The 22,049-nt window shown below is 65.9% G+C and carries 21 protein-coding genes and 3 tRNA genes; 14 read left to right on the top strand and 10 right to left on the bottom strand.

Going from position 1 to position 22,049, the window contains the following annotated elements:
- Nucleotides 1-8: 8 nt before the first annotated feature.
- Nucleotides 9-338, top strand: a complete 330-nt coding sequence (locus tag AC1DOQ_RS19180; RefSeq protein WP_477367785.1) for a TM2 domain-containing protein — start codon at nt 9-11, stop codon at nt 336-338.
- Between the two features lie 18 nt (nt 339-356).
- Here the strand turns inward: AC1DOQ_RS19180 and AC1DOQ_RS19175 are convergent, their stop codons facing one another.
- Nucleotides 357-629, bottom strand: a complete 273-nt coding sequence (locus AC1DOQ_RS19175; RefSeq protein WP_477367782.1) for a hypothetical protein — start codon at nt 627-629, stop codon at nt 357-359.
- Nucleotides 630-738: 109 nt separating this feature from the next.
- On the opposite strand from AC1DOQ_RS19175, the gene AC1DOQ_RS19170 reads away from it, so the two are divergent.
- From AC1DOQ_RS19170 to AC1DOQ_RS19140, 7 genes are all read left to right on the top strand, one after another.
- Entirely contained in the window at nt 739-1,788 is a 1,050-nt protein-coding gene (locus AC1DOQ_RS19170) for a WD40/YVTN/BNR-like repeat-containing protein (protein WP_477367778.1), read from the top strand.
- Nucleotides 1,789-2,133: 345 nt separating this feature from the next.
- Complete coding sequence (locus AC1DOQ_RS19165) at nt 2,134-3,861, top strand: ABC transporter permease (RefSeq protein ID WP_477367775.1); 1,728 nt, start codon at nt 2,134-2,136, stop codon at nt 3,859-3,861.
- 14 nt (nt 3,862-3,875) lie between these two features.
- Complete coding sequence (locus tag AC1DOQ_RS19160; protein ID WP_477367772.1) at nt 3,876-5,171, top strand: ABC transporter ATP-binding protein; 1,296 nt, start codon at nt 3,876-3,878, stop codon at nt 5,169-5,171.
- Nucleotides 5,172-5,258: 87 nt separating this feature from the next.
- The gene (locus AC1DOQ_RS19155) at nt 5,259-6,986 is read left to right on the top strand and encodes a dipeptidyl-peptidase 3 family protein (RefSeq protein WP_477367769.1); all 1,728 of its coding nucleotides are present in this window, start codon (nt 5,259-5,261) and stop codon (nt 6,984-6,986) included.
- Between the two features lie 123 nt (nt 6,987-7,109).
- Nucleotides 7,110-7,811, top strand: coding sequence for a hypothetical protein (locus AC1DOQ_RS19150; protein WP_477367766.1), 702 nt, complete (start codon nt 7,110-7,112; stop codon nt 7,809-7,811).
- Nucleotides 7,812-7,932: 121 nt separating this feature from the next.
- Complete coding sequence (locus AC1DOQ_RS19145) at nt 7,933-9,024, top strand: BON domain-containing protein (protein ID WP_477367763.1); 1,092 nt, start codon at nt 7,933-7,935, stop codon at nt 9,022-9,024.
- Between the two features lie 136 nt (nt 9,025-9,160).
- On the top strand, nt 9,161-9,997 hold the full coding sequence (locus tag AC1DOQ_RS19140; RefSeq protein ID WP_477367760.1) for an HDOD domain-containing protein: 837 nt from the start codon (nt 9,161-9,163) through the stop codon (nt 9,995-9,997).
- Here AC1DOQ_RS19140 and AC1DOQ_RS19135 read toward each other — a convergent pair whose 3' ends face one another.
- Nucleotides 9,998-10,912, bottom strand: a complete 915-nt coding sequence (locus AC1DOQ_RS19135) for a LysR family transcriptional regulator (protein ID WP_477367757.1) — start codon at nt 10,910-10,912, stop codon at nt 9,998-10,000.
- Nucleotides 10,913-11,007: 95 nt separating this feature from the next.
- Between AC1DOQ_RS19135 and AC1DOQ_RS19130 the strand changes: the two genes are divergently transcribed.
- Nucleotides 11,008-11,568: a cysteine hydrolase family protein gene (locus AC1DOQ_RS19130; protein WP_477367754.1), complete on the top strand. Its 561-nt coding sequence runs from the start codon at nt 11,008-11,010 to the stop codon at nt 11,566-11,568.
- A 54-nt stretch (nt 11,569-11,622) separates the two neighbouring features.
- Complete coding sequence (locus AC1DOQ_RS19125) at nt 11,623-12,561, top strand: choice-of-anchor A family protein (protein ID WP_477367751.1); 939 nt, start codon at nt 11,623-11,625, stop codon at nt 12,559-12,561.
- 7 nt (nt 12,562-12,568) lie between these two features.
- On the opposite strand, the gene AC1DOQ_RS19120 is transcribed toward AC1DOQ_RS19125, so the two are convergent.
- The 3 genes from AC1DOQ_RS19120 to AC1DOQ_RS19110 form a co-directional block, all read right to left on the bottom strand.
- The gene (locus AC1DOQ_RS19120; protein ID WP_477367748.1) at nt 12,569-13,735 is read right to left on the bottom strand and encodes an MFS transporter; all 1,167 of its coding nucleotides are present in this window, start codon (nt 13,733-13,735) and stop codon (nt 12,569-12,571) included.
- A gap of 143 nt (nt 13,736-13,878) precedes the next feature.
- Nucleotides 13,879-14,484: an IMPACT family protein gene (locus AC1DOQ_RS19115; protein ID WP_477367745.1), complete on the bottom strand. Its 606-nt coding sequence runs from the start codon at nt 14,482-14,484 to the stop codon at nt 13,879-13,881.
- Between the two features lie 73 nt (nt 14,485-14,557).
- Nucleotides 14,558-14,633, bottom strand: a tRNA-Lys gene (locus AC1DOQ_RS19110).
- 178 nt (nt 14,634-14,811) lie between these two features.
- On the opposite strand from AC1DOQ_RS19110, the gene ilvD reads away from it, so the two are divergent.
- Complete coding sequence (gene ilvD / locus AC1DOQ_RS19105) at nt 14,812-16,674, top strand: dihydroxy-acid dehydratase (RefSeq protein WP_477367742.1); 1,863 nt, start codon at nt 14,812-14,814, stop codon at nt 16,672-16,674.
- 15 nt (nt 16,675-16,689) lie between these two features.
- On the opposite strand, the gene AC1DOQ_RS19100 is transcribed toward ilvD, so the two are convergent.
- Nucleotides 16,690-17,085, bottom strand: coding sequence for a hypothetical protein (locus tag AC1DOQ_RS19100; RefSeq protein ID WP_477367739.1), 396 nt, complete (start codon nt 17,083-17,085; stop codon nt 16,690-16,692).
- 64 nt (nt 17,086-17,149) lie between these two features.
- On the opposite strand from AC1DOQ_RS19100, the gene AC1DOQ_RS19095 reads away from it, so the two are divergent.
- Nucleotides 17,150-17,225, top strand: a tRNA-Lys gene (locus AC1DOQ_RS19095).
- A 59-nt stretch (nt 17,226-17,284) separates the two neighbouring features.
- Here AC1DOQ_RS19095 and AC1DOQ_RS19090 read toward each other — a convergent pair.
- Nucleotides 17,285-17,698, bottom strand: a complete 414-nt coding sequence (locus tag AC1DOQ_RS19090; RefSeq protein WP_477367736.1) for a hypothetical protein — start codon at nt 17,696-17,698, stop codon at nt 17,285-17,287.
- Between the two features lie 280 nt (nt 17,699-17,978).
- On the opposite strand from AC1DOQ_RS19090, the gene AC1DOQ_RS19085 reads away from it, so the two are divergent.
- A tRNA-Lys gene (locus tag AC1DOQ_RS19085) sits at nt 17,979-18,054 on the top strand.
- 75 nt (nt 18,055-18,129) lie between these two features.
- On the opposite strand, the gene AC1DOQ_RS19080 is transcribed toward AC1DOQ_RS19085, so the two are convergent.
- Nucleotides 18,130-18,510, bottom strand: a complete 381-nt coding sequence (locus AC1DOQ_RS19080) for a GYD domain-containing protein (RefSeq protein ID WP_477367733.1) — start codon at nt 18,508-18,510, stop codon at nt 18,130-18,132.
- A 167-nt stretch (nt 18,511-18,677) separates the two neighbouring features.
- Here AC1DOQ_RS19080 and AC1DOQ_RS19075 point away from each other — a divergent pair, with 167 nt between their 5' ends.
- Nucleotides 18,678-19,313, top strand: a complete 636-nt coding sequence (locus AC1DOQ_RS19075) for an outer membrane beta-barrel protein (RefSeq protein ID WP_477367730.1) — start codon at nt 18,678-18,680, stop codon at nt 19,311-19,313.
- A gap of 7 nt (nt 19,314-19,320) precedes the next feature.
- On the opposite strand, the gene tfpB is transcribed toward AC1DOQ_RS19075, so the two are convergent.
- Nucleotides 19,321-21,123: a type IV pilus assembly ATPase TfpB gene (tfpB, locus tag AC1DOQ_RS19070; RefSeq protein ID WP_477367727.1), complete on the bottom strand. Its 1,803-nt coding sequence runs from the start codon at nt 21,121-21,123 to the stop codon at nt 19,321-19,323.
- Entirely contained in the window at nt 21,120-21,950 is an 831-nt protein-coding gene (locus AC1DOQ_RS19065; protein WP_477367724.1) for a spermine/spermidine synthase domain-containing protein, read from the bottom strand. Before AC1DOQ_RS19065 ends, tfpB begins: the two co-directional genes overlap by 4 nt.
- Nucleotides 21,951-22,049: the final 99 nt, after the last annotated feature.

Raw genomic sequence — 22,049 nt, 5'->3', positions numbered from 1 at the left:
CCCGATCGATGAACACCGCCGTCAATTCGCAGATGTTTTATTGCCGCGCCTGCGGCTCGCAGATGCACTTCAGCGCCCAAGCCTGCCCGGGCTGCGGTGCGCCCCAGCAGGGCCAGGGACTCAGCGCCTCGCAAAAGCGCATCCTGCCGGCGGCCATCCTGTGCTTCTTCATCGGCTTCCTCGGCGTGCACCGCTTCTATGTAGGCAAGGTCGGCACCGGCATCCTGCAGCTGCTGACTTTCGGCGGCCTCGGCATCTGGGCCTTCGTCGACTTCATCATGATCGTCATCGGCTCCTTCCGCGACGGCGACGGCAACCTGATCAATCTCTGGACCTGAGCGCGGGCCGCACGGGCCTCAGCGCTTCTTGGCGCCGCCGCGCTGGTGCTGGGCGCGCTGCTGCTTCTGCTGCGTCTCCACGCGGTTCTGGCGCGCCTTGTACAGCGCCACCGCGTCCTTCTTCGCCTGCTCCAGCGTGCGCAGTTCCGGCTTGTCGTCGTGGACGACGAAGTATTCGGCGTCCTGCGCCTGCATCACCAGCTTGATGGCCGCCTCGTCCTCCATGTCGTACATTTCGGTGAGCAGGGTCGTGACTTCGTCGAGGAAGGCTTCGTAGGTGAGGGTAGTCATGGTTTTCGCTTCAAATTCCGGATAAGGCAGCCATTATCGCAAACCTCGCCCCCGGCGAGTGCGGCGGTGTAATATCGGCACTCATCATTATTACGAGACGCCGGATTCCATGCACCCACGCTCCCTCCTGATCGCCGCACTGCTGGCCTCCAGCGCCGCCTGCGCCTCCGCCTCCGCCCAGTCCTGGCAAGCCACCCCCAGCGGCACCAGCGCCGAACTGCGCGGCCTGTCCGTCGTCGATGCGAAGGTTGCCTGGGCCAGCGGCGCCAAGGGTACCGTGCTGCGCACCGTCGACGGCGAACACTGGCAGGCGATGCAGGTGCCGGAGGCCGACAAGATCGACTTTCGCGACATCCAGGCCTTCGATGCCAGGACCGCGGTGGTAATGGGCGCCGGCCCCGGCGCGGCTTCGCGCATCTACGCTACCTCCGACGGCGGCGCCAGCTGGCGCCTGATGACGACCAACCAGATGGCGGAGGGCTTCTGGGATGCGATGGCGTTCTGGGACAAGGACCACGGCATCCTGTTCGGCGATCCGGTCAAGGGCAGCTTCCAGGTCTACACCACCGGCGACGGCGGCGCGTCCTGGCAGCTCGTCGAGACGAAGGGACTGGAGGCGATGCCGAACGAGGGCGCCTTCGCCGCCAGCGGCACCTGCCTGACGGTGGCCGGCACGAACGATGCGTGGATCGCCACCGGCGGTTCGGCCGACTCGCGCGTGTTCCATTCCGCCGACCGCGGCAAGACCTGGCGCGCGCAGGCGACGCCGATCCCGGCCGGCGCGGCGGCCCGCGGCGTGTTCTCGGTGGCCTTCCTGAACCCGAAAGAAGGCTTTGCCGCCGGTGGCGATTACAAGGAGACGCACATGGCCGGCATCAACGGCGCGCGCACGGAAGATGGCGGCGCCACCTGGAGTCCGGTGCAGGTGCAGCCGGCCGGCTATATGTCGGTGGTGGTGCCGGTGCCCGGTGCGCCGCGCAGCCTGGTCGCCGCCGGCCTGGCCGGCTCCGGCTTCTCGCGCGACGCCGGGAAGAGCTGGACCGCGCTGGACAAGACACCGATGAACACGGTCGGTTTCGCCAGCCCGACCACCGGCTGGGCGGTGGGGCCGAAGGGCCTCCTGATGAAGTACAGCGGACCAGTTCTTGTCGGCAAATAAACACATCCAGGCGCGCCCTGCGCCGGGAATCACGATCGTGGTTGACGCCCTGTTGAGCGGGCAATTACACTCGCTCTGTTTTCATTTTTTGGGTCCATTCATGGGCACTTGTTCGAGCGATAGTTGTCGCCAGATTATTTCTGGCACATTCTCGGCAAGATAACGCAGGCTTTCCCGTCTCCTGCCGTCATCCTGCCAGGATGATGGTATCTTTTCTGTTCCGGCCGCACCGGAGCATTCATATTCCAGCAACACGCAAAACGGTCCCCGGTGGCCGGGCCGCACTGCGGTCCGCCGCCGGCGCGCATATCAACGACGGCTTCACTCTGCGTGCAAGGAACGTGGATGTTCGAGTTCTTCAATGACCGCCAGCCGGCGGCCGACCGCGGCGGACGCGGTTTCAATCGCTGGGATTGGCTCCTGCTGCCGCTGGTGCTGGCGGTGCTGGCCGCCTGCGCCTACGGCGCCATGCAGATGGCGCGTCCCTTCGTGGTCGGCCAGGCAACCCCCATCGCGCTGGATCCCGCGGCGCTGCCTTACTACCTGCTGCGCACCATCCTGCGGATGTTCATCGCGCTCGGCTGCTCGCTGGTGTTCAGCTTCGTGTTCGCGGCCGTCGCCGCCAAGTACCGCGCCGCCGAAAAGGCCTTGATCCCGCTGCTCGACATCCTGCAGTCGGTGCCGATCCTGGGCTTCCAGGCAATCGCGATCGCGCCCTTCATCGCGCTGTTCCCGGGCAGCCTGCTGGGCGTGGAATGCGCGGCCATCTTCGCGATCTTCACTTCGCAGGCCTGGAACATGGCGTTCAGCCTGTACCAGTCGATGCGCACCGTGCCCGACGAGCTGAACGAGGCGGCGCGCGTGTTTCGCCTGTCCGGCTGGCAGCGCTTCTGGCGCCTCGAGCTGCCGTATGCGACGCCGGCCCTGCTGTGGAACATGATGATGTCGATGTCGGGCGGCTGGTTCTTCCTGGTGGCTGCGGAAGCGATCTCGGTGGCCGGCCAGGACATCAAGCTGCCCGGCATCGGCGCCTTCATCGCCGTCGCCATCGAGCAGGAAAACGGTAAAGCCGTGGCGTGGGCGATCCTGGCCATGCTGGCCGGCATCGTGTTGTACGACCAGCTGTTCTTCCGCCCGCTGCTGGCCTGGGCCGACAAGTTCCGCTTCGAGGAATCGCAGGGCGAGACCGCGCAGCGTTCCTGGCTGCTCGACTGGGGCCGCCGCAGCCTGTGGGTGAGCCGCCTGGCGGAGCGCTTCTGGGCGACGATGCGTATCACCCTGGGCTGGTTCGGCACCGCCGGCGCGGCGCCGGCCCCGCAGAAACCGGCGGCCTGGCAGCGCATCCTGCCGCGCCTGTGGGACGTGCTGCTGCCGGTGGCCGTGCTGGCCGCCACGATCAAGCTGGCCATGTACGTGCACGCCGAGGTCGGCTGGAGCGAAGCCGGCCACGTGGTCCTGCTGGGCCTGACGACCCTGCTGCGCGTGATGCTGCTGATTGCGCTGGCCTCGCTGGTCTGGGTGCCGGTGGCGGTGTGGATCGGCCTGAGCCCGCGCTACTCGCAGCGCGTGCAGGCGGTGGCCCAGTTCCTGGCGGCCTTCCCGGTCAACCTGCTGTTCCCGCTGGTGGTGTTCCTGATGGTTCGTTTTCACCTGAATCCGAATATCTGGCTCAGCCCCCTGATGGTGTTCGGCACCCAGTGGTACATCCTGTTCAACGTGGTGGCCGGCGCCTCGACCATCCCGAACGAACTGCGGCTGGCGGCCGACAACCTGGGCCTGCGCGGCTGGCTGAAGTGGAAGCGGGTCTACCTGCCGGCGGTGTTCCCGGCCTACCTGACCGGTGCGATCACGGCCAGCGGCGGCTCCTGGAACGCCAGCATCGTGGCCGAATACGTCACCTGGGGCAAGACCACCCTGGCGGCGGATGGCCTGGGCAGCTACATCAAGCAGATGACGGACGCCGGCGACTTCCCGCGCATCGCGCTCGGCATCGGCATCATGTGCATCTTCGTGATGCTGCTGAACCGCTTCTTCTGGCGCAAGCTGTACCTGCTCGCCGAGAACCGTGCGTAATTGAAGGAAACGAGATGACTCAAGATACCCTGATCCAACTGGCCTCGGTGGGCAAATCCTTCAGCGGCGCCGACGGCGCGCCGCGGCGCATCCTGGACGGCGTCGACTTCACGCTGCGCCAGGGAGAAATCGTCGCGCTGCTCGGCAAGTCCGGCTCCGGCAAATCGACTCTGCTGCGCATCATGGCCGGCCTGGTGCCGTCCGACGGCGGCAAGGCCAGCTACCGCGGCCAGCCGATCGCCGGCCCGGCGCCGGGCGTGGCGATGGTGTTCCAGTCCTTCGCCCTGTTCCCGTGGCTGACGGTGCAGCAGAACGTCGAGCTGGGCCTGGAAGCGCAGGGCGTATCGCCGGCCGAACGCGAACGCCGCGCCGACGCCGTGCTCGAGCTGATCGGCCTGGCCGGCTTCGGCGGCGCGCTGCCGCGCGAGCTGTCGGGCGGCATGCGCCAGCGCGTCGGCATCGCGCGCGCCCTGGTCACGAATCCGGACGTGCTGCTGATGGACGAAGCCTTTTCCGCCCTCGACGTGCTGACCGGCGAGACCCTGCGCGACGACATCCTGCAACTGTGGGAGAGCAAGCAGATCCCGACCCGCGGCATCGTGGTCGTGTCCCACAACATCGAGGAAGCGGTGATGATGGCCGACCGCATCATCATCCTGTCCAGCGATCCGGGCCGCATCGTCAGCGAAGTCCGGATCGACCAGTCGCGTCCGCGCAAAGCCGACAGCCCGCGCGTACGCGCCCTGATCGACGAGGTGTATGGCCTGATGACGATGCGCCGCCCGGCGCCGGCGGTCGCGGTCGGCATGCCGGCCCGCCAGCCGGATTTCGGCCTGCCGGACACCGACGTCAGCCGCATCGAGGCGGTGCTGGAACTGGTGGCCGAGCCGCCTTTCGACGGCCGCGCCGACCTGCCGCACCTGGCCGAGGAAGCCGAGCTGTCCGACGAGGAGCTGTTCCCGACCTTCGAGGCGCTGGCGATGCTGGGCCTGGCCCAGGTCGAAAGCGGCGACATCATGCTGACCCACCTGGGCCGCCGCTATGCCGGCGCGGAACAGGCCGAGCGCCAGGAGATTTTCGGCCGCCAGGTACTGGAGAACGTGCCGCTGGCGGCGCGGATCCGCGCGGCGCTGGCCGAGAGCGCCGGCGGCACGCTGTCCGAAGAACCCTTCATCGAACTGCTGGAAGAGGGCATGAAGGAAAACCGCGCCCGCCGCACCCTCAACATCGCAGTGGAGTGGGGCCGCTACGGCGAACTGTACGAGTACGACTTCCACCTCAAGCGCCTGAAGCTGCCGGACATCGAGTAGCGCCAGCAGCGGGAGTAGCGGCAGTAGAGGTGAGCGCGGCGATAGTTGGATTACAATCGCCCGCATTACAACTACGCGAGAGACGCCATGAAGAATTTGTTCAGCCCACTGGTCGCCGCCCTGCTGGCGGCCGGCACGATGTCGGTCCCGGCCCTGGCTGCCGATGCCCCCGCGCCGGCCACGGTCGCCCAGCTGGCCACGATGGAGAAACGCTTCGCCCCGGTCGACCTGAACGCCGACACCGGCAAGCTGTCGAAGGGCGACCTGGTCGCCATCGAAAAGCTGATCGAAGCGGCGAAGATCGTCGACACCCTGCAGCTGCGCCAGCGCTGGTCCGGCAACGAGGCGCTGTGGGCCGCGCTGCAGAAGGACCAGACGCCGCTGGGCAAGGCGCGCCGCGACTACTTCTGGCTGAACAAGGGACCGTGGTCCATCATCGACGGCAACCATTCCTTCATGCCGGCCGAGTATGCCGGCATCAAGATCCCGGCCGAGAAACCGGCGGGCGCGAACTTCTATCCGGAAGGCGCGACCAGGCAGGCGCTCGAATCGTGGATGAACGGCCTGCCGGCCAAGGACAAGGAACAGGCCCAGTGGTTTTTCACCGTCATCCGCACCGGCAAGGACGGCAAGTTCAGCATCGTGAAGTACTCGGACGAATACCGTCCCGAGCTCGAGAAGCTGTCGACACTGCTGAAGGACGCCGCGAACGCCACCGACAACGCCTCGCTGAAGAAATTCCTGAACCTGCGCGCCGAGGCCTTCCTGTCGAACGACTACCTGGCTTCCGACTTCGCCTGGATGGACCTGGATTCCCCGGTCGACGTCACCATCGGCCCCTACGAGACCTATAACGACGAACTGTTCGGCTACAAGGCCGCCTTCGAAGCCTACGTGAACGTGCGCGATGCGAAGGAAACCGAGAAGCTGAACTTCTTCGGCAAGCACATGCAGGAGCTGGAAAACAACCTGCCGCTGGATCCGAAGTACCGCAATCCGAAGGTCGGCGCGATCGCCCCGATGGTGGTCGTGAACCAGGTCTACGGCGCCGGCGACGGCAATATGGGCGTGCAGACCGCCGCCTACAACCTGCCGAACGACGAGCGCATCATCAGCCAGCGCGGCTCCAAGCGCGTGATGCTGAAGAACGTGCAGGAAGCGAAGTTCGACGCCACCCTCAAGCCGATCACCAAGCTGGTGCTGAGGCCGGGCGACCAGAAGGACCTCGACTTCGACTCCTTCTTCACCCACATCCTGGCGCACGAGATCATGCACGGCCTGGGCCCGCACGCGACCACCCGGGACGGCAAGCCCTCGACCCCGCGCCAGGACCTGAAGGACGCCTATTCGACCATCGAGGAAGCCAAGGCCGACATCACCGGCCTGTGGGCGCTGAGCTACATGATGGACAAGGGCCAGCTGAAATCCTCGCTGGGGCAGGGCAGCGCCGCCGAACGCAAGCTGTACAACACCTTCCTGGCATCGAGCTTCCGTACCCTGCACTTCGGCCTGACCGATTCGCACGCGCGCGGCATGGCAATCCAGGTCAACTACCTGCTCGACAAGGGCGGCTTCGTCTCCCACGGCGACGGCACCTTCTCGGTGGACTTCAGCAAGATCAAGCAGGCCGTGGCCGACCTCGACCGTGAATTCCTGACCATCGAAGCCACCGGCGACTATGCCCGCGCCCAGGCGTTCATGAAGCAGTACGTGGTGATCCGCCCCGACGTGCAGAAGGCGCTCGACAAGATGAAGGCGGTGCCGAATGATATTCGTCCGGCGTTTACGACGGCTGCGAAGCTGAGCGGCAAATAAGCAAGGTGCACTTTTGGTAAGTTTGCCGTTTTAAACAGTCAGTAAAAAATAATCCGGCGAGGGCTTCCCTGCGCGATAGAATTGCCTATAGGCATGTCATCTATCCCGTGGGGAATCCCTCTCATGTACAAGTCTTTCCTCCTCGCCGCCGTCCTGTGCGCGGCATCCCAGGCTGCAAGCAGCGCCAATGCGGCCGACCTCACCGTGCTCGAACAGCGCTGGATTGCTTCCGCCTATCCCGTCCTCGAGTACGCGCGCAGCGTCCAGCTGCCGATCGATATCGTGGTCCAGCCCCAGGCCGGCCCGAACGACGTGCCGCTGGCGATGGGCTTTGCCGAAGGGCGCTGCAAGCTGGTGGTGTCGCTGCGCGGCAATCCGGATGCCGAGAAGCAGCTGGCCGGCGTGGCGCCGGAAGCGCAGGGCGAGCTGATCGAGGCGATGGCGGCGCACGAGATCGCGCATTGCTGGCGCTACGCCCAGGGCGCCTGGCATGCGCTGCCGGCCGGCTTCGTCGAGGTCGGCGAGGAAACCGCGGCCGATCCTTCGCTGCTGGCGGAGTCGAAGGCGATGCGCGAGATGCGCCGCGAGGAGGGCTATGCCGACCTGGTGGCGCTGGCCTGGACCCGCCGCAGCCATCCCGCCGACTATGCCCGCGTGCACGCCTGGCTGTCCCAGGTGCGCGCCGTGCAGCCGGCGGCGCGCAGCGGCCACGATACCCGGGTGTGGGTGCAGCTGGCTGCCGACGGCAAGGGTTTCGGCACAGCCGCCAAGCCCTTCGAGGACGCCGCTCCCCTGTGGAAAGAAGGCCTGCTCAGCGACGAGTGATAAACGACGAGCGGGTCATTTATTATTTCTTCGACAAGTGTTCGTTCACGCACAGATGTTCGGTACGCTGGGGGCGTTAAATCACCGGTATCAATAATCATCGATACAAGGGATCCCCGACATGAAAACGCTGATTGCGACCCTGCTCGCGACGGCCGCCGGCGCCACGTTTGCCGCACCGACCTTCGCACTGAACCACGATCCCGCCAGCTACCGTGCCGTGACCCAGAAAGCCATGGCCGAGTACAAGGCGGCGACCGCGAAGTGCGACAGCATGAGCGGCAACGACAAGGACGTGTGCATGGCCGAAGCGAGGCTGACCCGTACCCGCACCGAAGCCAACGCCCTGTCCCAGTACAACAATACGCCCCGGGGCCGCGAAAAGGCGCGCACCAACCTGGCCGACGCCGAATATGACCTGGCCAAGGCCAGGTGCGGCGCGAAGAGCGGCGCCGACAAGGACGACTGCATGAACAACGCCAAGTCGGTGCACACCGCCGCGGTGGCGGACGCCAAGGCCGGCAGCACCGCCACCGGCGCCAGCGCGGCCGGCRSCACCGCATCCGGCGGCGACAGCCGCGAGCAGGCCCGGTCCGCGGCCGCCACCGACAAATGCGCCCAGGTGGGCGGCGACGGCAAGACCGGCTGCCTGGTGCAGACCAAGCCCTCGGCCGTGAAGGAGAACGCGAGCGAGATCGCCAACCGCAGCGAGAACGCCGCCGACCGCGCCGGCGACAAGGCTGCCGCCGCCACCTCGGCGGCCGCCGTGAAGACCAAGGAAGTCGCCTCGACGGTTGCCGAGAAGACCAGGGAAGTCGCCCACTCCGCCGTCGAGAAGACCAGGGAGGTCGCTTCGACCGTTGCCCAGAAGACCGAGAACGCCGTCGACCGTGCCGGCGACAAGACCCGCGACGGCGCCGCCGTCAGCGCGCAGAAGACCGACAACGCAATGGACAAGGCCGGCGACAAGACCCGCGACGCCGCCTCCACCACCCGCGTCGCCGCCTCCGACACCGCCATCACCACCAAGGTGAAGGCCGGCCTGATCAAGGAGCCCGACCTGGAATCGCTGGGCATCCACGTCGAGACCGAGAAGGGCGTCGTGATGCTGAGCGGCTTCGTGAATTCGAAGGCCGAAGCCGACAAGGCGGTCAAGGTCGCCAAGGGTGTGGACGGCGTGGCCAGCGTGAAGAGCGCGATCAAGGTCAAGTAAGCGCTCACCCAGGCTTTCAGCTTTCCGGCGGCCGGCTTTTTGTAGCCGGCCGTCTATTTTGTTCTGATACCACAGGTTGCGATCGACGTCACGGAAATTGCCTGTAGGCTAAAGTCTGCAAGGTATAATCGCCGCCGTGAACAGAATCGAAGCCTTCGGATACATTGCGGCCCAGGCGGCGCGCGGTGACATATCCTTCCCCACCAGCGTCAACGCCGTGCTGCGCCTGCAGCAGGCGCTGAACGATCCCGATTGCCACCTCGAGGAAGCGATCCGCCTGGTGCTGGGCGAGCCTCAGCTGGCGGCGCGCACGGTGGCGCTGGCGAATTCCTCGACCTTCAACGCCGGCAAGCCGCCGGTCACCAATGTGCGCGCGGCCGTCACCCGGGTCGGCTACCGCAACCTGCAGATGCTGGTGGCCAGCCTGGCGGTGCGCCAGTTCGGCAGCCGCATCCAGGATCCCGCCCTGCGCGCCAAGGCCGAACAATTGTGGGAGCACACGGTACAGGTGGCCGCGCTGGCCCAGGTGTTCGCACGCCGCGTCACCTTCGTCAATCCCGATACCGCCATGTTTGCCGGCATCGTCCACGAGATCGGCGCCTTCTACCTGCTGTCGCGCGCCGATGAATTCCCCGGCCTGCTCGACGACGACGAGGAGCGCTGGGGAGAGCTGTGCGAAGACGTGGTCACGCGCGAAGTGGCGCGCCGCCTGGCGCTGCCGGAACCGGTGGCCGACGCCATCTTCGAGTTGCGCGGCTGCTGGCTGAACATGCCGCCGAGCTCGCTGCTCGACACCCTGTTGCTGGGTAACCTGTACGCCAGGGTGCCGTCGCCGCTGGGCACCGAGGCCCCGCCGCTGCCCGACCACAGCGAAAGCGCGCTCGACTACCTGGTCGACGAGGCCACCCTGCGCACCATCATCGAGGAAGCCGCCGAGCTCAGCGCTTCGATGGGGCAGGCCGTGCTGGTCTGATCAGTCCCAGGCCAGTACGCCCGCCTGCCAGGCTGTCGTTTTCGCCACCATCTTCCTGCCGCGCAGGATCTTCACTACCGCCGCCACGTCCGGACGCCGCATCGCCGCGGCCTTTCCCGCCAATGCGAAGCTGCGCCGGGCCGGGATCGGCAGCGCCAGCAGGCGCACGCCTTCCGGTGCCGGAAACACCGCCAGCTTCGGCATGATCGAATAGCCCATCCCGCGCGCGACCATGGCGGCGATGCTGGTGTCGTTCGCCAGCCGGTGTCCGGCGCGGGCGTCCAGGCCGGTGGCGCGGCAGCGTTCCAGCACCTCGTCCGCGCCCGCGCAGGCGAGCTGGATGAAGGACAGGCCATCGAGCTGGTCCCAGGACAAGGGTTCCGAAACGGCGTGAGCGGCGGGCAGCACCAGCACGTAGTCGTCGTGCAGATAGGGCAGGGAAGCGAGGCCGCGCGCCAGCGGCAGCTGGGCGATGGCGATGTCGGCGCGTCCCTCGCGCAGGGTGGCGAGCAGGGCTTCGCGGTCGGCATGGCTGTCGTCGATGTCGAGGGCGATGCCCGGGTGGACGGCGGCCAGGGCCTCGGCGGCATAGGGCAGCAGGTGGGTGCCGAAGCTGCGGAAGCAGGCCACCCGCACCTGCCCGGACAGGGGCGGCGTCTCGCTGGCGCTGGCGCGCAGGCCCTGTTCGAGCTGCAGCATCTGCCTGGCCTTCTCCAGTACCCGCAGGCCGGCGCCGGTAGGCGTCGAGCCGCCGTGGGCGCGGTCGAACAGGCGCAGCGCCAGTTCCTTTTCGAGTTCGGCGATCGCGTGGCTGATGCGCGACTGTGTGCACGCCAGCTCGGCGGCGGCCGCACTGAAACTGCCGTGGTCGGCGACCGCGACGAACATCCGCAATTGGCTGAGCTTGAGAGCCATCGAAATCCTTCATGCCTGGATCGTCGATTATCCGGGATTTCGGTAGCGCATGCCAGGCGGCGGCGCGAGCATGCGGTTTTCACAAGGAGAGACACATGCAATTGCCCGCCAACGCCGCCCTGATCGTGATCGACGTCCAGCAAGGCTTCCTCGATCCGCGCTGGGGCCAGCGCAACAATCCGGCTGCCGAGGAAAATATCGCCGCGCTGCTGGCCGCCTGGCGCGCCGCGCGCCGCCCGCTGATCCACGTGCGCCACGCCTCGACCAGCCCAAGCGGCACCTTCCGCGCCGGCACGCCCGGCTTCGCCTTCAAACCCCAGGCGCAGCCGCTGATGGGCGAGCCGGTCGTCACGAAGTCGGTCAACAGCGGTTTCATCGGCACCGACCTGGAACGGCGGCTGCGCGAGGGCGGCATTGATACCGTGGTGCTGTGCGGCCTCACCACCGACCACTGCGTGTCGACCACGGCGCGCATGGCCGGCAACCTCGGCTTCGACACCATCGTGGTCGAGGATGCCTGCGCCACCCACGAGCGCACCGGACCGGACGGCCGCCACTTCACGGCCGGGGAGATGCATGCCACGGCGCTGGCCAGCCTGAACGGCGAGTTCGCGCGGATCGTCTCGACGGCGGAGTTATGTGAAGTTTTCGTGTAAATTGATGGAATTGATGATACTCTTGAGAATCATCAATTTCTAATTGGAAATTTCATGTCTGCCCTGCGCCGCCTCGCCATCCTCTGTTCCGCCGTCTGCGCCAGCCATGCCCACGCCGGCGTGATCAACCTGACGGCGCCGATCGGCGGCGCCAACGTCTACGCGATCCACGATTTCTCGGCCTATTCGAGCGACGTCGAGGGCGCCATCGTCGCCGGCGGCAACGTCAGCCTGCAGAATTACGCGGTCAACGCAAAGAACAAGGATGCCTTCGGCGCCAGGGACATCGCGGTGGCCGCGGGCGGCAACCTCAAGCTGAGCAATGGCTCGATCAACAATGGCGTGGTGTATGCGGGCGGGACGACCTCGCTCGCTTCGGCGCCGGCCGTGGGCACGACCGCCACCAGCCCGATCGATTTCGCCGCGGCCGAGGCCTACTACAAGACGCTCGCGAGCTCGCTGGCCCAGCTCGATCCGACCGGCAGCGTGAGCGCCCTGTGGAGCGGGGTGATGGTGAGGGGCAGCGGCGCGGGTGGCGTGGATGTGTTCAATGTGCCGGCCTCGATGTTCGCGAATTCGAGCAGCTGGACCCTGGAGAACCTGACGCCGGGCCAGACGCTGATCTTCAACGTCGGCGGCTCGGCCGGGACCTTCAACAACGGCGGCATCAGCTTCACGCCGCTGGACAACTACAACGTGCTGTTCAACTTCTACGAAGCCAGCAGCCTGAACGTGAAGGGCGTGATCGGCAGCGTGCTGGCGCCCTATGCGACGGTGAGCGAGAACTGGGGCCAGGTCAACGGCAATGTGATCGTCGACACCTGGGCCTCGACGGTGCAGATCAACGCCAACCATTACTTCACGCCGGTCGACGTGGCCGGCTTTACCATGGGCGGCAAGAATGCCGACGTGCCGGAACCGGGCAGCGTGGCGCTGCTGCTGGCCGGTCTGGCGGCCGCCGCCCTGGTGCGCCGCGGCCGCCGTCAAGCCTGAAAGAGGATCAGGCCAGGGCGCGCACCGCGCGGCGCCCGTGGGCGTGCATCGCGCACGCCAGCACCAGGCCGGAGGCAGCCAGGCCTGCCGCCACCCACTGCGGCGAGGCATAAGAGAAGCCCAGGGTCAGCGGAATGCCGCCAAGGAAGGCGCCCAGGGCATTGCCGATATTGAAGCCCGACTGGCCCAGCGAGGAGCCCAGCATCTCGGCTTCGCGCGAGTGCTCGATCAGCAGCATCTGGATCGACGGACCCAGCGCCAGCGCATTCGCACCGACCAGGAAGGCCAGCACCACCATCGCCGCCTGTGACGACGCCAGCACCGCGTTCAGCAGCAGCAGCACGATCATCGATGCCAGCAGGATCTGGATTGCGCGCAGGGGATGCACGCGGTCGGCCAGCTTGCCGCCGAAGTGGACGCCCGCCGTCATGCCGACCCCGACCACGATCATGATCATGGGAATCATGTCGGCGTGGAAGCGGGTCACCTCGGTGAGCAGCGGCGCGATGTAGCTGAGCCAGGCGAACAGGCCGCCGGTGCCGATCGAGGTGATGCCCAAGGCCAGCCACAGCTTCGGGTTGCGGAAGATGCGCAGGTCCTGGGCCAGGCCGGCGCGCCGGCTGCCCTCGAAATAGGGGATGATTTTGTGCGTCATGAAGGCGGTGGCCAGGCCGATCAGGGCGACGATCAGGAACACGATGCGCCAGCTCATGTGGTGGCCCAGCCAGGTGCCGGCCGGCACGCCGACCACGTTGGCGATCGTCAGGCCGGAAAACATGCTGGCCAGCGCCGCCGCTTCCTTGCCCTTGTCCGCGAGGCGCGTGGCGACCACGGCGCCGACGCCGAAGAAGGCGCCGTGCGGCAAGCCCGCCAGGAAGCGGAACAGCATCATCGTGTGGAAGTTGGGCGCGAAGGCCGACAGCGCATTGAAGGCCGCGAACATCAGCATGAACCAGACCAGCACGCCGCGCGGCGGACGATGGCCGAGCATGCTGACCAGGGTCGGCGCACCGACCACGACGCCGACGGCATAGGCCGAAATCAGGTAGCCCGCTTGGGGAATGGAAATATTCAGGCCGGTGGCGACGTCGGGCAGGATGCCCATCATGACGAATTCCGTCATGCCGATGCCGAAACCGCCGAGGGCCAGTGGGGCCAGGCTCTTCTTGATCACGTGTTTATCGCTTTGTAATGACAGCCTGCCACGCAAAGCAGGCGGCAGGCGGGACGGTGAGGAACCGGCCATTATCGCGCTACACGGTGGGGGAGTCCGCTTTCGAGTGGTGATGACCGGTATAGCCGGGCATGATAGCGATATCAGCCAGTGTTTGCCGGCGCGTCGTCGATCCAGGCGACGCGGCCGCTGCCCGCTTCGTTCAAGCGGGCGATCAGCGGCTCGGCCTTGTCCACCGGCATCCGGAACGCGAATCCGACCTGGTCCGCATGCTCGACCTGCTCGAGGGTCGCCCCGGCCAGCTCCAGCTCGCGCCGCACCAGTCCCTCGAGCGGGTACGGAACGGCGCAGCGCAGCAGGCGCTGGCGGATGATGGCGATCTTGTCCGCCTTCAGCAGGGCCTGGGCCACGCTGTCGGTATAGGCGCGCACCAGTCCGCCGGCGCCCAGCTTGACGCCGCCGAAGTAGCGCACCACGGTGGCCAGCACGCCTTCGAGGTCCTGGTGGCGCAGCACGTCCAGCATCGGGCGTCCGGCGGTGCCGCTCGGCTCGCCGTCGTCGACCGCGGCCGACTGCCCGCCGGCCAGCAGCGCCCAGCACACGTGGGCGGCGCCCGGGTGTTCCGCGCGCAGGCCGGCCACCACTTTCTGTGCGCCGGCGCGGTCCGGCATCGGCTGGACGCAGGCGATGAAGCGGCTCTTCTTGATGATGAGCTCGTGGTGGACGGGGGTGTGGATGGTCTGGGGCATGGGCGCGGGCCTTGGAACGGCTGAAAACAAAAAAGCCAGCTCGAAAGCTGGCTGATCTGCTACTGCTTGTTCGTGGTAGGCCGTGCTGGGCTCGAACCAGCGACCAACGGATTAAAAGTCCGCTGCTCTACCAACTGAGCTAACGACCCGACGGCCCGCATTATAGCGGCTCGGCAGCGTGAGGCCAAGACCTTTCGTGTGGGAAATGAATCCTGACTCGACTGTGATACGGAAAAAGAATCACACAGCAATAAATCGTGTATTGGACAAATCACAGGACCTGCGGCACTCTGGTCGTTCATTCGATCGCCGTTCCGAGGAGACAGCATGCCGACCTACCGTTCCCGTACCACCACCCAGGGCCGCAACATGGCCGGCGCCCGTGCCCTGTGGCGCGCCACCGGCATGAAGGATGGCGACTTCGAGAAACCGATCATTGCCGTGGTCAACTCCTTCACCCAGTTCGTGCCCGGCCACGTGCACCTGAAGGACCTCGGCCAGATGGTCGCCCGCGAGATCGAGGCGGCCGGCGGCGTGGCCAAGGAATTCAACACCATCGCCGTCGACGACGGCATCGCCATGGGCCACGGCGGCATGCTGTACTCGCTGCCTTCGCGCGACCTGATCGCCGACTCGGTCGAGTACATGGTCAATGCCCACTGCGCCGACGCCATGGTCTGCATCTCGAACTGCGACAAGATCACCCCGGGCATGCTGATGGCCGCGATGCGCCTGAACATCCCGGTGGTGTTCGTCTCCGGCGGCCCGATGGAAGCCGGCAAGGTCGTCAAGACCGTCGACAACGGCCAGAAGATCATCAAGCTGGACCTGATCGACGCCATGATCAAGGCCGGCGACCCGACCCAGTCGGATGCCGACGTGCTGGAAGCCGAGCGCTCGGCCTGCCCGACCTGCGGTTCCTGCTCCGGCATGTTCACGGCCAATTCGATGAACTGCCTGGCCGAGGCCCTGGGCCTGGCGCTGCCGGGCAACGGCACCATCGTCGCCACCCACGCCGACCGCAAGGAACTGTTCCTGCGCGCGGGCCGCCTGATCGTCGAACTGGCCAAGCGCCACTACGAGCAGGACGATTATTCGATCCTGCCGCGCTCGATCGCCAGCAAGGCGGCGTTCGAGAACGCGATGACCCTGGACGTGGCGATGGGCGGCTCGACCAACACCGTGCTGCACCTGCTGGCCGCGGCCCACGAGGCGCAGGTCGAATTCACGATGGCCGACATCGACCGCATCTCGCGCAAGGTGCCCTGCCTGTGCAAGGTGGCGCCGATGACCGACAAGTACCACATCGAGGACGTGCACCGCGCCGGCGGCATCTATTCCATCCTGGGCGAACTGGCGCGCGCCGGCCTGCTCGATACCTCGGTCTCCACGGTGCACAGCCCGAGCCAGGGCGAGGCGATCGAGAAGTACGACATCCGCCGCAGCGCCGACCCCGCCGTGCATCAATTGTTCCGCGCGGCCCCGGGCGGCGTGCCGACCCAGGTCGCGTTCTCCCAGGCCGAGCGCTTCGAGGACAACGACATCGACCGCGCCAACGGCTGCATCCGCGACCTCGCGCATGCGTATTCGAAGGATGGCGGCCTGGCGGTCCTGTACGGGAACATCGCGGAGAAGGGCTGCATCGTGAAGACGGCGGGCGTCGACGAGAGCATCCTGAAATTCTCCGGCAGGGCGCGCGTGTTCCACAGCCAGGACGCGGCCGTCGAAGCCATCCTCGGCGACCAGGTGGTGGCCGGCGACGTCGTCATCATCACCTACGAAGGCCCGAAGGGCGGCCCCGGCATGCAGGAGATGCTGTACCCGACTTCGTACATCAAGTCCAAGGGCCTCGGCAAATCCTGCGCGCTGTTCACCGACGGCCGCTTCTCGGGCGGTTCGTCCGGCCTGGTGATCGGCCACGCCTCGCCGGAAGCGGCGGAAGGCGGTGCGATCGGCCTGGTGGAAGAGGGCGACATGATCGACATCGACATCCCGAATCGCACCATCGACCTGCGCGTGTCGACCGAAGAGCTGGCGCATCGCCGCGCGAAGATGGAAGACCGCGGCGCCGACGCCTGGCAGCCGGTCGGCCGTGAACGCGTGGTGTCGCAGGCGCTGCAGGCGTATGCGGCCCTGACCACCTCGGCGGACCGTGGCGCGGTGCGCGACCTGGCGCAGCTGAAGCGCTGATTCCGCTTCAGGCGCTCAGTCGAGGAAGCCGCGTCCCGGCAGCGGGCCCGTCGAGAACATTCGAGGCGGATGCCCGCCGGGCGCGCGGTAGTATTCGACCGTGAGCCTGTGGCTGCCGTTGTCGCTCAGCGGCTGCTGGAACTGGATCGAGACGTCGCCGTCGGGTGAGGCGAAGCGATCCGGTCCCACCAGCAGCAGCTGCTTTTCCTGGCCGGCGCCGATGCGGACGTAGAGCGTGTCGTCGAGGCTGAAGAGGTGGGCACGGTAGCCGTCGCTGAGGCCGTAGAGGCCTTCGGCCTCGGCGGCTTCCTGGGCGCTCGGCCGCCGGGGATAGTCGGTAGAAGTGGCGCAGCCCGCACCGCCCAGCAGCACGGCCAGGGCGGCAAGAAGGGCGCGTGAATAAGCTCGCATGATTCCCCCAAGGTAAAAACTCTGGCGTAAATCAAAACGGCCCGCTATAATGCGTGCCTTCTTCGGGTCGTTAGCTCAGTTGGTAGAGCAGCGGACTTTTAATCCGTTGGTCGCTGGTTCGAGCCCAGCACGGCCTACCAAGATTCAAGAAAAACGCCAGCCTTCGGGTTGGCGTTTTTTTTCGGCTGCCGTGCCGGCGTCAGCGTTGCGCCAGCGTGGCCGTGATCACATACCTGACGGCCAGGCGCTGGTCCGGCACATAGGTCATCAACATCTCGTCGCGGTCTTTGCCGCGATTGAAATCCATCGTCACATTGCCGTCGCGCGAAACGAACTTGTCCGCCGAAATCGGGATCAGTCGGATCGGGCGCTGGCGGTCGATCTGCGCAACGATGCCGGTGGCCGCTTCGCCTACCTTCAGGCGCCAGCCGTTCGACATCGCGTAAAGGCCGGTAACCGCCTCGGTTTCATCATCGCTGAGACGGAATGGGGCCGTCACCTGCACCGTGGCGATCGATGCGGAGGTTTCGGGTGGTGGGTAATTGCTGGACTGGGCACCAACATTCGATGCCAGCAGCAGGGTGGCAGGTACTGCCAATAATGAGAGGCGCATGATCGCTCCTTCGCAAAACTTCGGGTTGACCGCGATACTGGTCTGGCCAGGAGCGGTAAACTCAGTGTAGGACGATGTCCACCGGCCTCAAGCGATTTGAGGGGGCCATCACGAAACGGTCGCTATTCCGGAAAACCCAGATCAATAAGAAATGACCCAAAATCTGCGGGGTTCGCTGGATTTTGTATCGTGATTCAGTCGTCGTTCCAGGCGTGGGTGGGAGCGGTCACACAAAAAGGACTTAGCAAAATACCGCCGAGCCGCTATAATGCCGGGCTTCGGGTCGTTAGCTCAGTTGGTAGAGCAGCGGACTTTTAATCCGTTGGTCGCTGGTTCGAGCCCAGCACGGCCTACCACGAATACGCAGTAGCAGATCAGCCAGCTTTCGAGCTGGCTTTTTTGTTTTCAGCCGTGCCAGCCGGATTGCCGTATTACGCAGCGCCCGCCAGATGCCCGCCTTCGCCTTCCCAGTTGGCGACATCGTAGGGCAGGTCCTGGCCGGGTGGACGGTAGATGCCGGTCTTGGTCACGGCCTTGTCGATTTCCTGGGTCGTCAGCAGTACCGTGATCTTGCAGCTGGTGACGCCGGCGGCGTTGACCCTGAGGGCCAGGGCCGCGGCGCTCGTGTTGTCGGGCAGGTCGCCGATGATGATGACATCCCTGTCGCCGAACACGTAATAGAAGGCTTCCACCTTGCCGCCGATCGAGGCGAACAATTCTTCGACGGCCTGGCGCCGCCGCGTGCCGCCTTCCTTGATCAGGCCATTGATGCCTTTGCTGAGATAGTTCGCTTCCACGAGATACTTAGCCATGTCTGTCTCCATCCGGATGTCCAGCAATTGACCACTTCCCGCGCGCGGCTGCACACTATCCGCCGCAACGACGTATGTATGACGCTAACAATTCGTGACAGCTTTAGCAATAGCGAACTGTTATCCTTTTTCCCGTTCAGGCAAAACAGGCAGAAGGGAGAGAAGGCATGAAAGCGTTCCGTTTCGCATTGGCCGCAGCGGCCCTGGCCGGCGGCGGCGCCGAGGCGCAACTGGCGGATCCGGCATCCCAGGCCCGGCTGCAGGCCCGGCCTTCGCCGGAAGCCAGGGCATTCGCCAGGATCCCTGCGCCCTTCGAGCCTGACTATATGGTCAACGAGGGAGAGCATCCCTTTACCGGGCTGTTCGACGGCTACCGCAGCGACCCGCGCCTGGTCGCCGGCATCAACCTGAACCGCTATCTCGGGCTCGAGATGGGCTACCGCGAACGCAAGGACCGCGGCTTCCACGCGATCGATCCACGCGATCCGCTGGATACGACCGGCGCGCTGGGCACCAAGGGCTTCAACAGCTACGTCGCGGCCAAGGTGACGGCGCCGATCACCGACAATCTATCGGCCTACGGCAAGCTGGGCGCGTCCCATAGCGAGCGGCGCGGCGCAGACGCCCTCGGCCGACAGAACAATGTGGTCGGCGGCGTCTATACCGGCATCGGTGCGCAGTACAGGCTGAACGACAAGGCTTCGGTGACCGTGGAAGGCCAGAAATTCGGCAATAGCGCCGAGAAGTGGGGCAGCGACACCAATGCCAACGGCGTCAACGCCAAGCTGAAACTCGGCTTTTGAACCAATGCTAGGACAGCGCGGAAGTGACCTTCAATACCTCTTCCGCCGTCGTCACCCCTTCCACCACCTTGTAGGCACCCGCTATGCGCAGCGGCTTCATGCCGTCCGCGACGCTCTGCTGGCGCAGCGCCGCCAGGTCCGTCACTTCCTGGATCAGGTGGGTGAAGTGTTCCGTCACCGTCGCCAGTTCGTAGATGCCGGTGCGGCCGCGGAAGCCGGTCTGGCGGCATTCGGGGCAGCCGACCGGGCGGTAGACCGTGGCCGGCTTCGGGATCTCCCAGGCGCCGCCGACGCTGTTCCAGACCTCGTCGCTCAGTTCACCGTCCGGGCGCTTGCAGTGCGCGCACAGGGTGCGCACCAGGCGCTGGGCCATGATGCCGCTCAGCGTCGAGCCCAGCAGGTAATAGGGCACGCCCAGTTCCAGCAGCCGCATCACGCTCGAGGGCGCGTCGTTGGTGTGCAGGGTCGACAGCACCAGATGGCCGGTCAGGGCGGCCTGGATCGCCATCTCGGCCGTCTCCAGGTCGCGGATCTCGCCGATCATGATGATGTCCGGGTCCTGGCGCATCAGCGCGCGCACGCCGTCGGCGAATGACAGGTCGATGCCGGGCTGGACCTGCATCTGGTTGAAGGCCGCTTCCACCATCTCGATCGGGTCCTCGACCGTGCAGACGTTCACTTCGCTGGTGGCCAGCGCTTTCAAGGTCGTGTACAGGGTCGTGGTCTTGCCCGAGCCGGTCGGTCCCGTCACCAGGATGATGCCGTGCGGGCGCCTGGTGAGCGCGTCCCAGCGCTGGGCGTCGTCGGGCGGGAAGCCCAGTTCCGGCAGGGTTTTCACGACCACTTCCGGGTCGAAGATACGCATCACGAGCTTTTCGCCGAAGGCGGTCGGCATGGTGGACAAACGCAGCTCGACTTCCTGCCCGCCGCTGGTCCTGGTCTTGATGCGGCCGTCCTGCGGGCGGCGCTTTTCGATGACGTCCATCCGGCCCAGCAGCTTGATGCGGGCGGTCATCGCGATCATCACCACGGCCGGCACCTGGTACACCTGGTGCAGCACGCCGTCGATGCGGAAGCGGATCACGCCGGATTCGCGCTTCGGTTCCAGGTGGATGTCGGAGGCGCGCTGGTCGAAGGCGTAACTCCACAGCCAGTCGACGATGTTGACGATGTGCTGGTCGTTGGCGTCGACCTGCTTGTTGGTCTTGCCCAGTTCGACCAGCTGTTCGAAGTTGTTGCGCAGCGCGAGGTCCTGGCCGCTCGACTTGTTGGCGTCGCGGATCGACTTGGCCAGGCTGAAGAACTGCGAGATGTACTGGGCGATGTCGAGCGGATTCGCCACCACCAGTTCGATGCGCCGGCGCGAGATGCGGCCGATTTCGTCCTGCCACTCGGTGCGGAAGGGATCGGCGGTCGCCACCACCAGGGCGTCGCCCTTGAGTTCGACCGGCAGGATGTTGAAGCGCGCCGCATAGCTGGCCGACATCACGTCCGCCACCTTCGTGAAATCGATCTTCAGCGGATCGATGCGCAGGAAAGGCAGGCCGACCTTGCCCGCACACCATTCGCTCAGCAGGTCCAGGGTCAGCAGCCGGTGCGGCGGCCTGGCGGAGACGATCTTGCACTGGGCGATCGCCGTCAGCGGATGCATCGAGCCCACCGCATTCTTGAGGATCCCCTGGGCCTGGGCAAAGTGCGGCTTGACCGTCGACTTTTCGACGATGCCGTCGGCCAGCATCCACGAAAAGATGGTGTGCAGGTCGAGCGCCCTGGGCTTGCCGGACTTCGATGCGGCGGTCGGGGCGTTCATTTACCTTCCTGCAGTCCCTTGACCCAGGACTTGGCCGGCAGCTTGGTGGCGGCCACGATCTCCGCGGCGCGGGCGGCCAGGCGCTCGGGGTCGAGGTCGGGCTTGTTCTTGAAGCACAGCGCGACCACGTTGCCTTCATGGACTTCGGGCAGGCAGATCACGGTGTCGAAGGCGAAGCGCATGGCCTTGATGTTCTTCTTGAAGCTCGGATGATCGCCGAACAGGTTGACGGTCATGATGCCACCCTCGGCCAGGCAGGCATTGCAGGCCTGGTAGAACTCGGGCGTGTCGAGCACCGGGCCGCGCGCGGTGGCGTCGTAGAGATCGCACTGCAGGACGTCGAAGGCGTCGTGGTTGGCGTCGTCCAGCACGAAGTCCATCGCATCCATTTCCAGTACCTGCAGGTGCTCGTCGTCGGAAGGCAGCTTGAACATCGACGAGCAGATCGCGATCACCGACGGATTCAGTTCGACCGCGGTGACCAGGGCTTGCGGGAACTGGCGGTAGCAGAACTTGGTCAACGTGGCGGCGCCCAGGCCCAGCTGGGCGATGGCGCGCGGCTGGTCGATGAACAGCATCCAGGCCATCATCTGCTGGGCGTACTCGAGTTCCGGCCAGTCCGGCTTGCGGATGCGCATCGCGCCCTGGACCCATTCGGTGCCGAAGTGCAGGTAGCGCACGCCGTCCTGTTCGGACAGGGTGACGGGAGCGAATTTCGGCTTGCGCGCAGCAGGTTTGGCTTTCGATGCGGCGGCAGCCTTGGCGGGCGCGGACGCGGGACGGCGCGAAGATTCGGCCAGTTCGATGGATTTGCGTTTGATGAGCATAGGACGACCTGAAGGGAACGTCCTATTATCGGGGGGAGGCTTCCCCAGTGCAAGCAACGCACCGGGGAAGGGCAGCAGGCTGATGCTGCGGGAGGAACT

The sequence above is a fragment of the Massilia sp. 01N417 genome (assembly GCF_056399645.1).
This window is presented reverse-complemented; position numbering and strand designations above follow the sequence as displayed.

Coding starts and splice junctions, on each gene's coding strand:
- AC1DOQ_RS19175 (WP_477367782.1), bottom strand. CDS start 629: ATGACTACCCTCACCTACGAAGCCTTCCTCGACGAAGTCACGACCCTG.
- AC1DOQ_RS19130 (WP_477367754.1), top strand. CDS start 11,008: ATGCAATTGCCCGCCAACGCCGCCCTGATCGTGATCGACGTCCAGCAA.
- AC1DOQ_RS19170 (WP_477367778.1), top strand. CDS start 739: ATGCACCCACGCTCCCTCCTGATCGCCGCACTGCTGGCCTCCAGCGCC.
- AC1DOQ_RS19135 (WP_477367757.1), bottom strand. CDS start 10,912: ATGGCTCTCAAGCTCAGCCAATTGCGGATGTTCGTCGCGGTCGCCGAC.
- AC1DOQ_RS19155 (WP_477367769.1), top strand. CDS start 5,259: ATGAAGAATTTGTTCAGCCCACTGGTCGCCGCCCTGCTGGCGGCCGGC.
- AC1DOQ_RS19075 (WP_477367730.1), top strand. CDS start 18,678: ATGAAAGCGTTCCGTTTCGCATTGGCCGCAGCGGCCCTGGCCGGCGGC.
- AC1DOQ_RS19100 (WP_477367739.1), bottom strand. CDS start 17,085: ATGCGAGCTTATTCACGCGCCCTTCTTGCCGCCCTGGCCGTGCTGCTG.
- AC1DOQ_RS19125 (WP_477367751.1), top strand. CDS start 11,623: ATGTCTGCCCTGCGCCGCCTCGCCATCCTCTGTTCCGCCGTCTGCGCC.
- AC1DOQ_RS19080 (WP_477367733.1), bottom strand. CDS start 18,510: ATGGCTAAGTATCTCGTGGAAGCGAACTATCTCAGCAAAGGCATCAAT.
- tfpB (WP_477367727.1), bottom strand. CDS start 21,123: ATGAACGCCCCGACCGCCGCATCGAAGTCCGGCAAGCCCAGGGCGCTC.
- ilvD (WP_477367742.1), top strand. CDS start 14,812: ATGCCGACCTACCGTTCCCGTACCACCACCCAGGGCCGCAACATGGCC.
- AC1DOQ_RS19180 (WP_477367785.1), top strand. CDS start 9: ATGAACACCGCCGTCAATTCGCAGATGTTTTATTGCCGCGCCTGCGGC.
- AC1DOQ_RS19160 (WP_477367772.1), top strand. CDS start 3,876: ATGACTCAAGATACCCTGATCCAACTGGCCTCGGTGGGCAAATCCTTC.
- AC1DOQ_RS19115 (WP_477367745.1), bottom strand. CDS start 14,484: ATGCCCCAGACCATCCACACCCCCGTCCACCACGAGCTCATCATCAAG.
- AC1DOQ_RS19090 (WP_477367736.1), bottom strand. CDS start 17,698: ATGCGCCTCTCATTATTGGCAGTACCTGCCACCCTGCTGCTGGCATCG.
- AC1DOQ_RS19150 (WP_477367766.1), top strand. CDS start 7,110: ATGTACAAGTCTTTCCTCCTCGCCGCCGTCCTGTGCGCGGCATCCCAG.
- AC1DOQ_RS19165 (WP_477367775.1), top strand. CDS start 2,134: ATGTTCGAGTTCTTCAATGACCGCCAGCCGGCGGCCGACCGCGGCGGA.
- AC1DOQ_RS19065 (WP_477367724.1), bottom strand. CDS start 21,950: ATGCTCATCAAACGCAAATCCATCGAACTGGCCGAATCTTCGCGCCGT.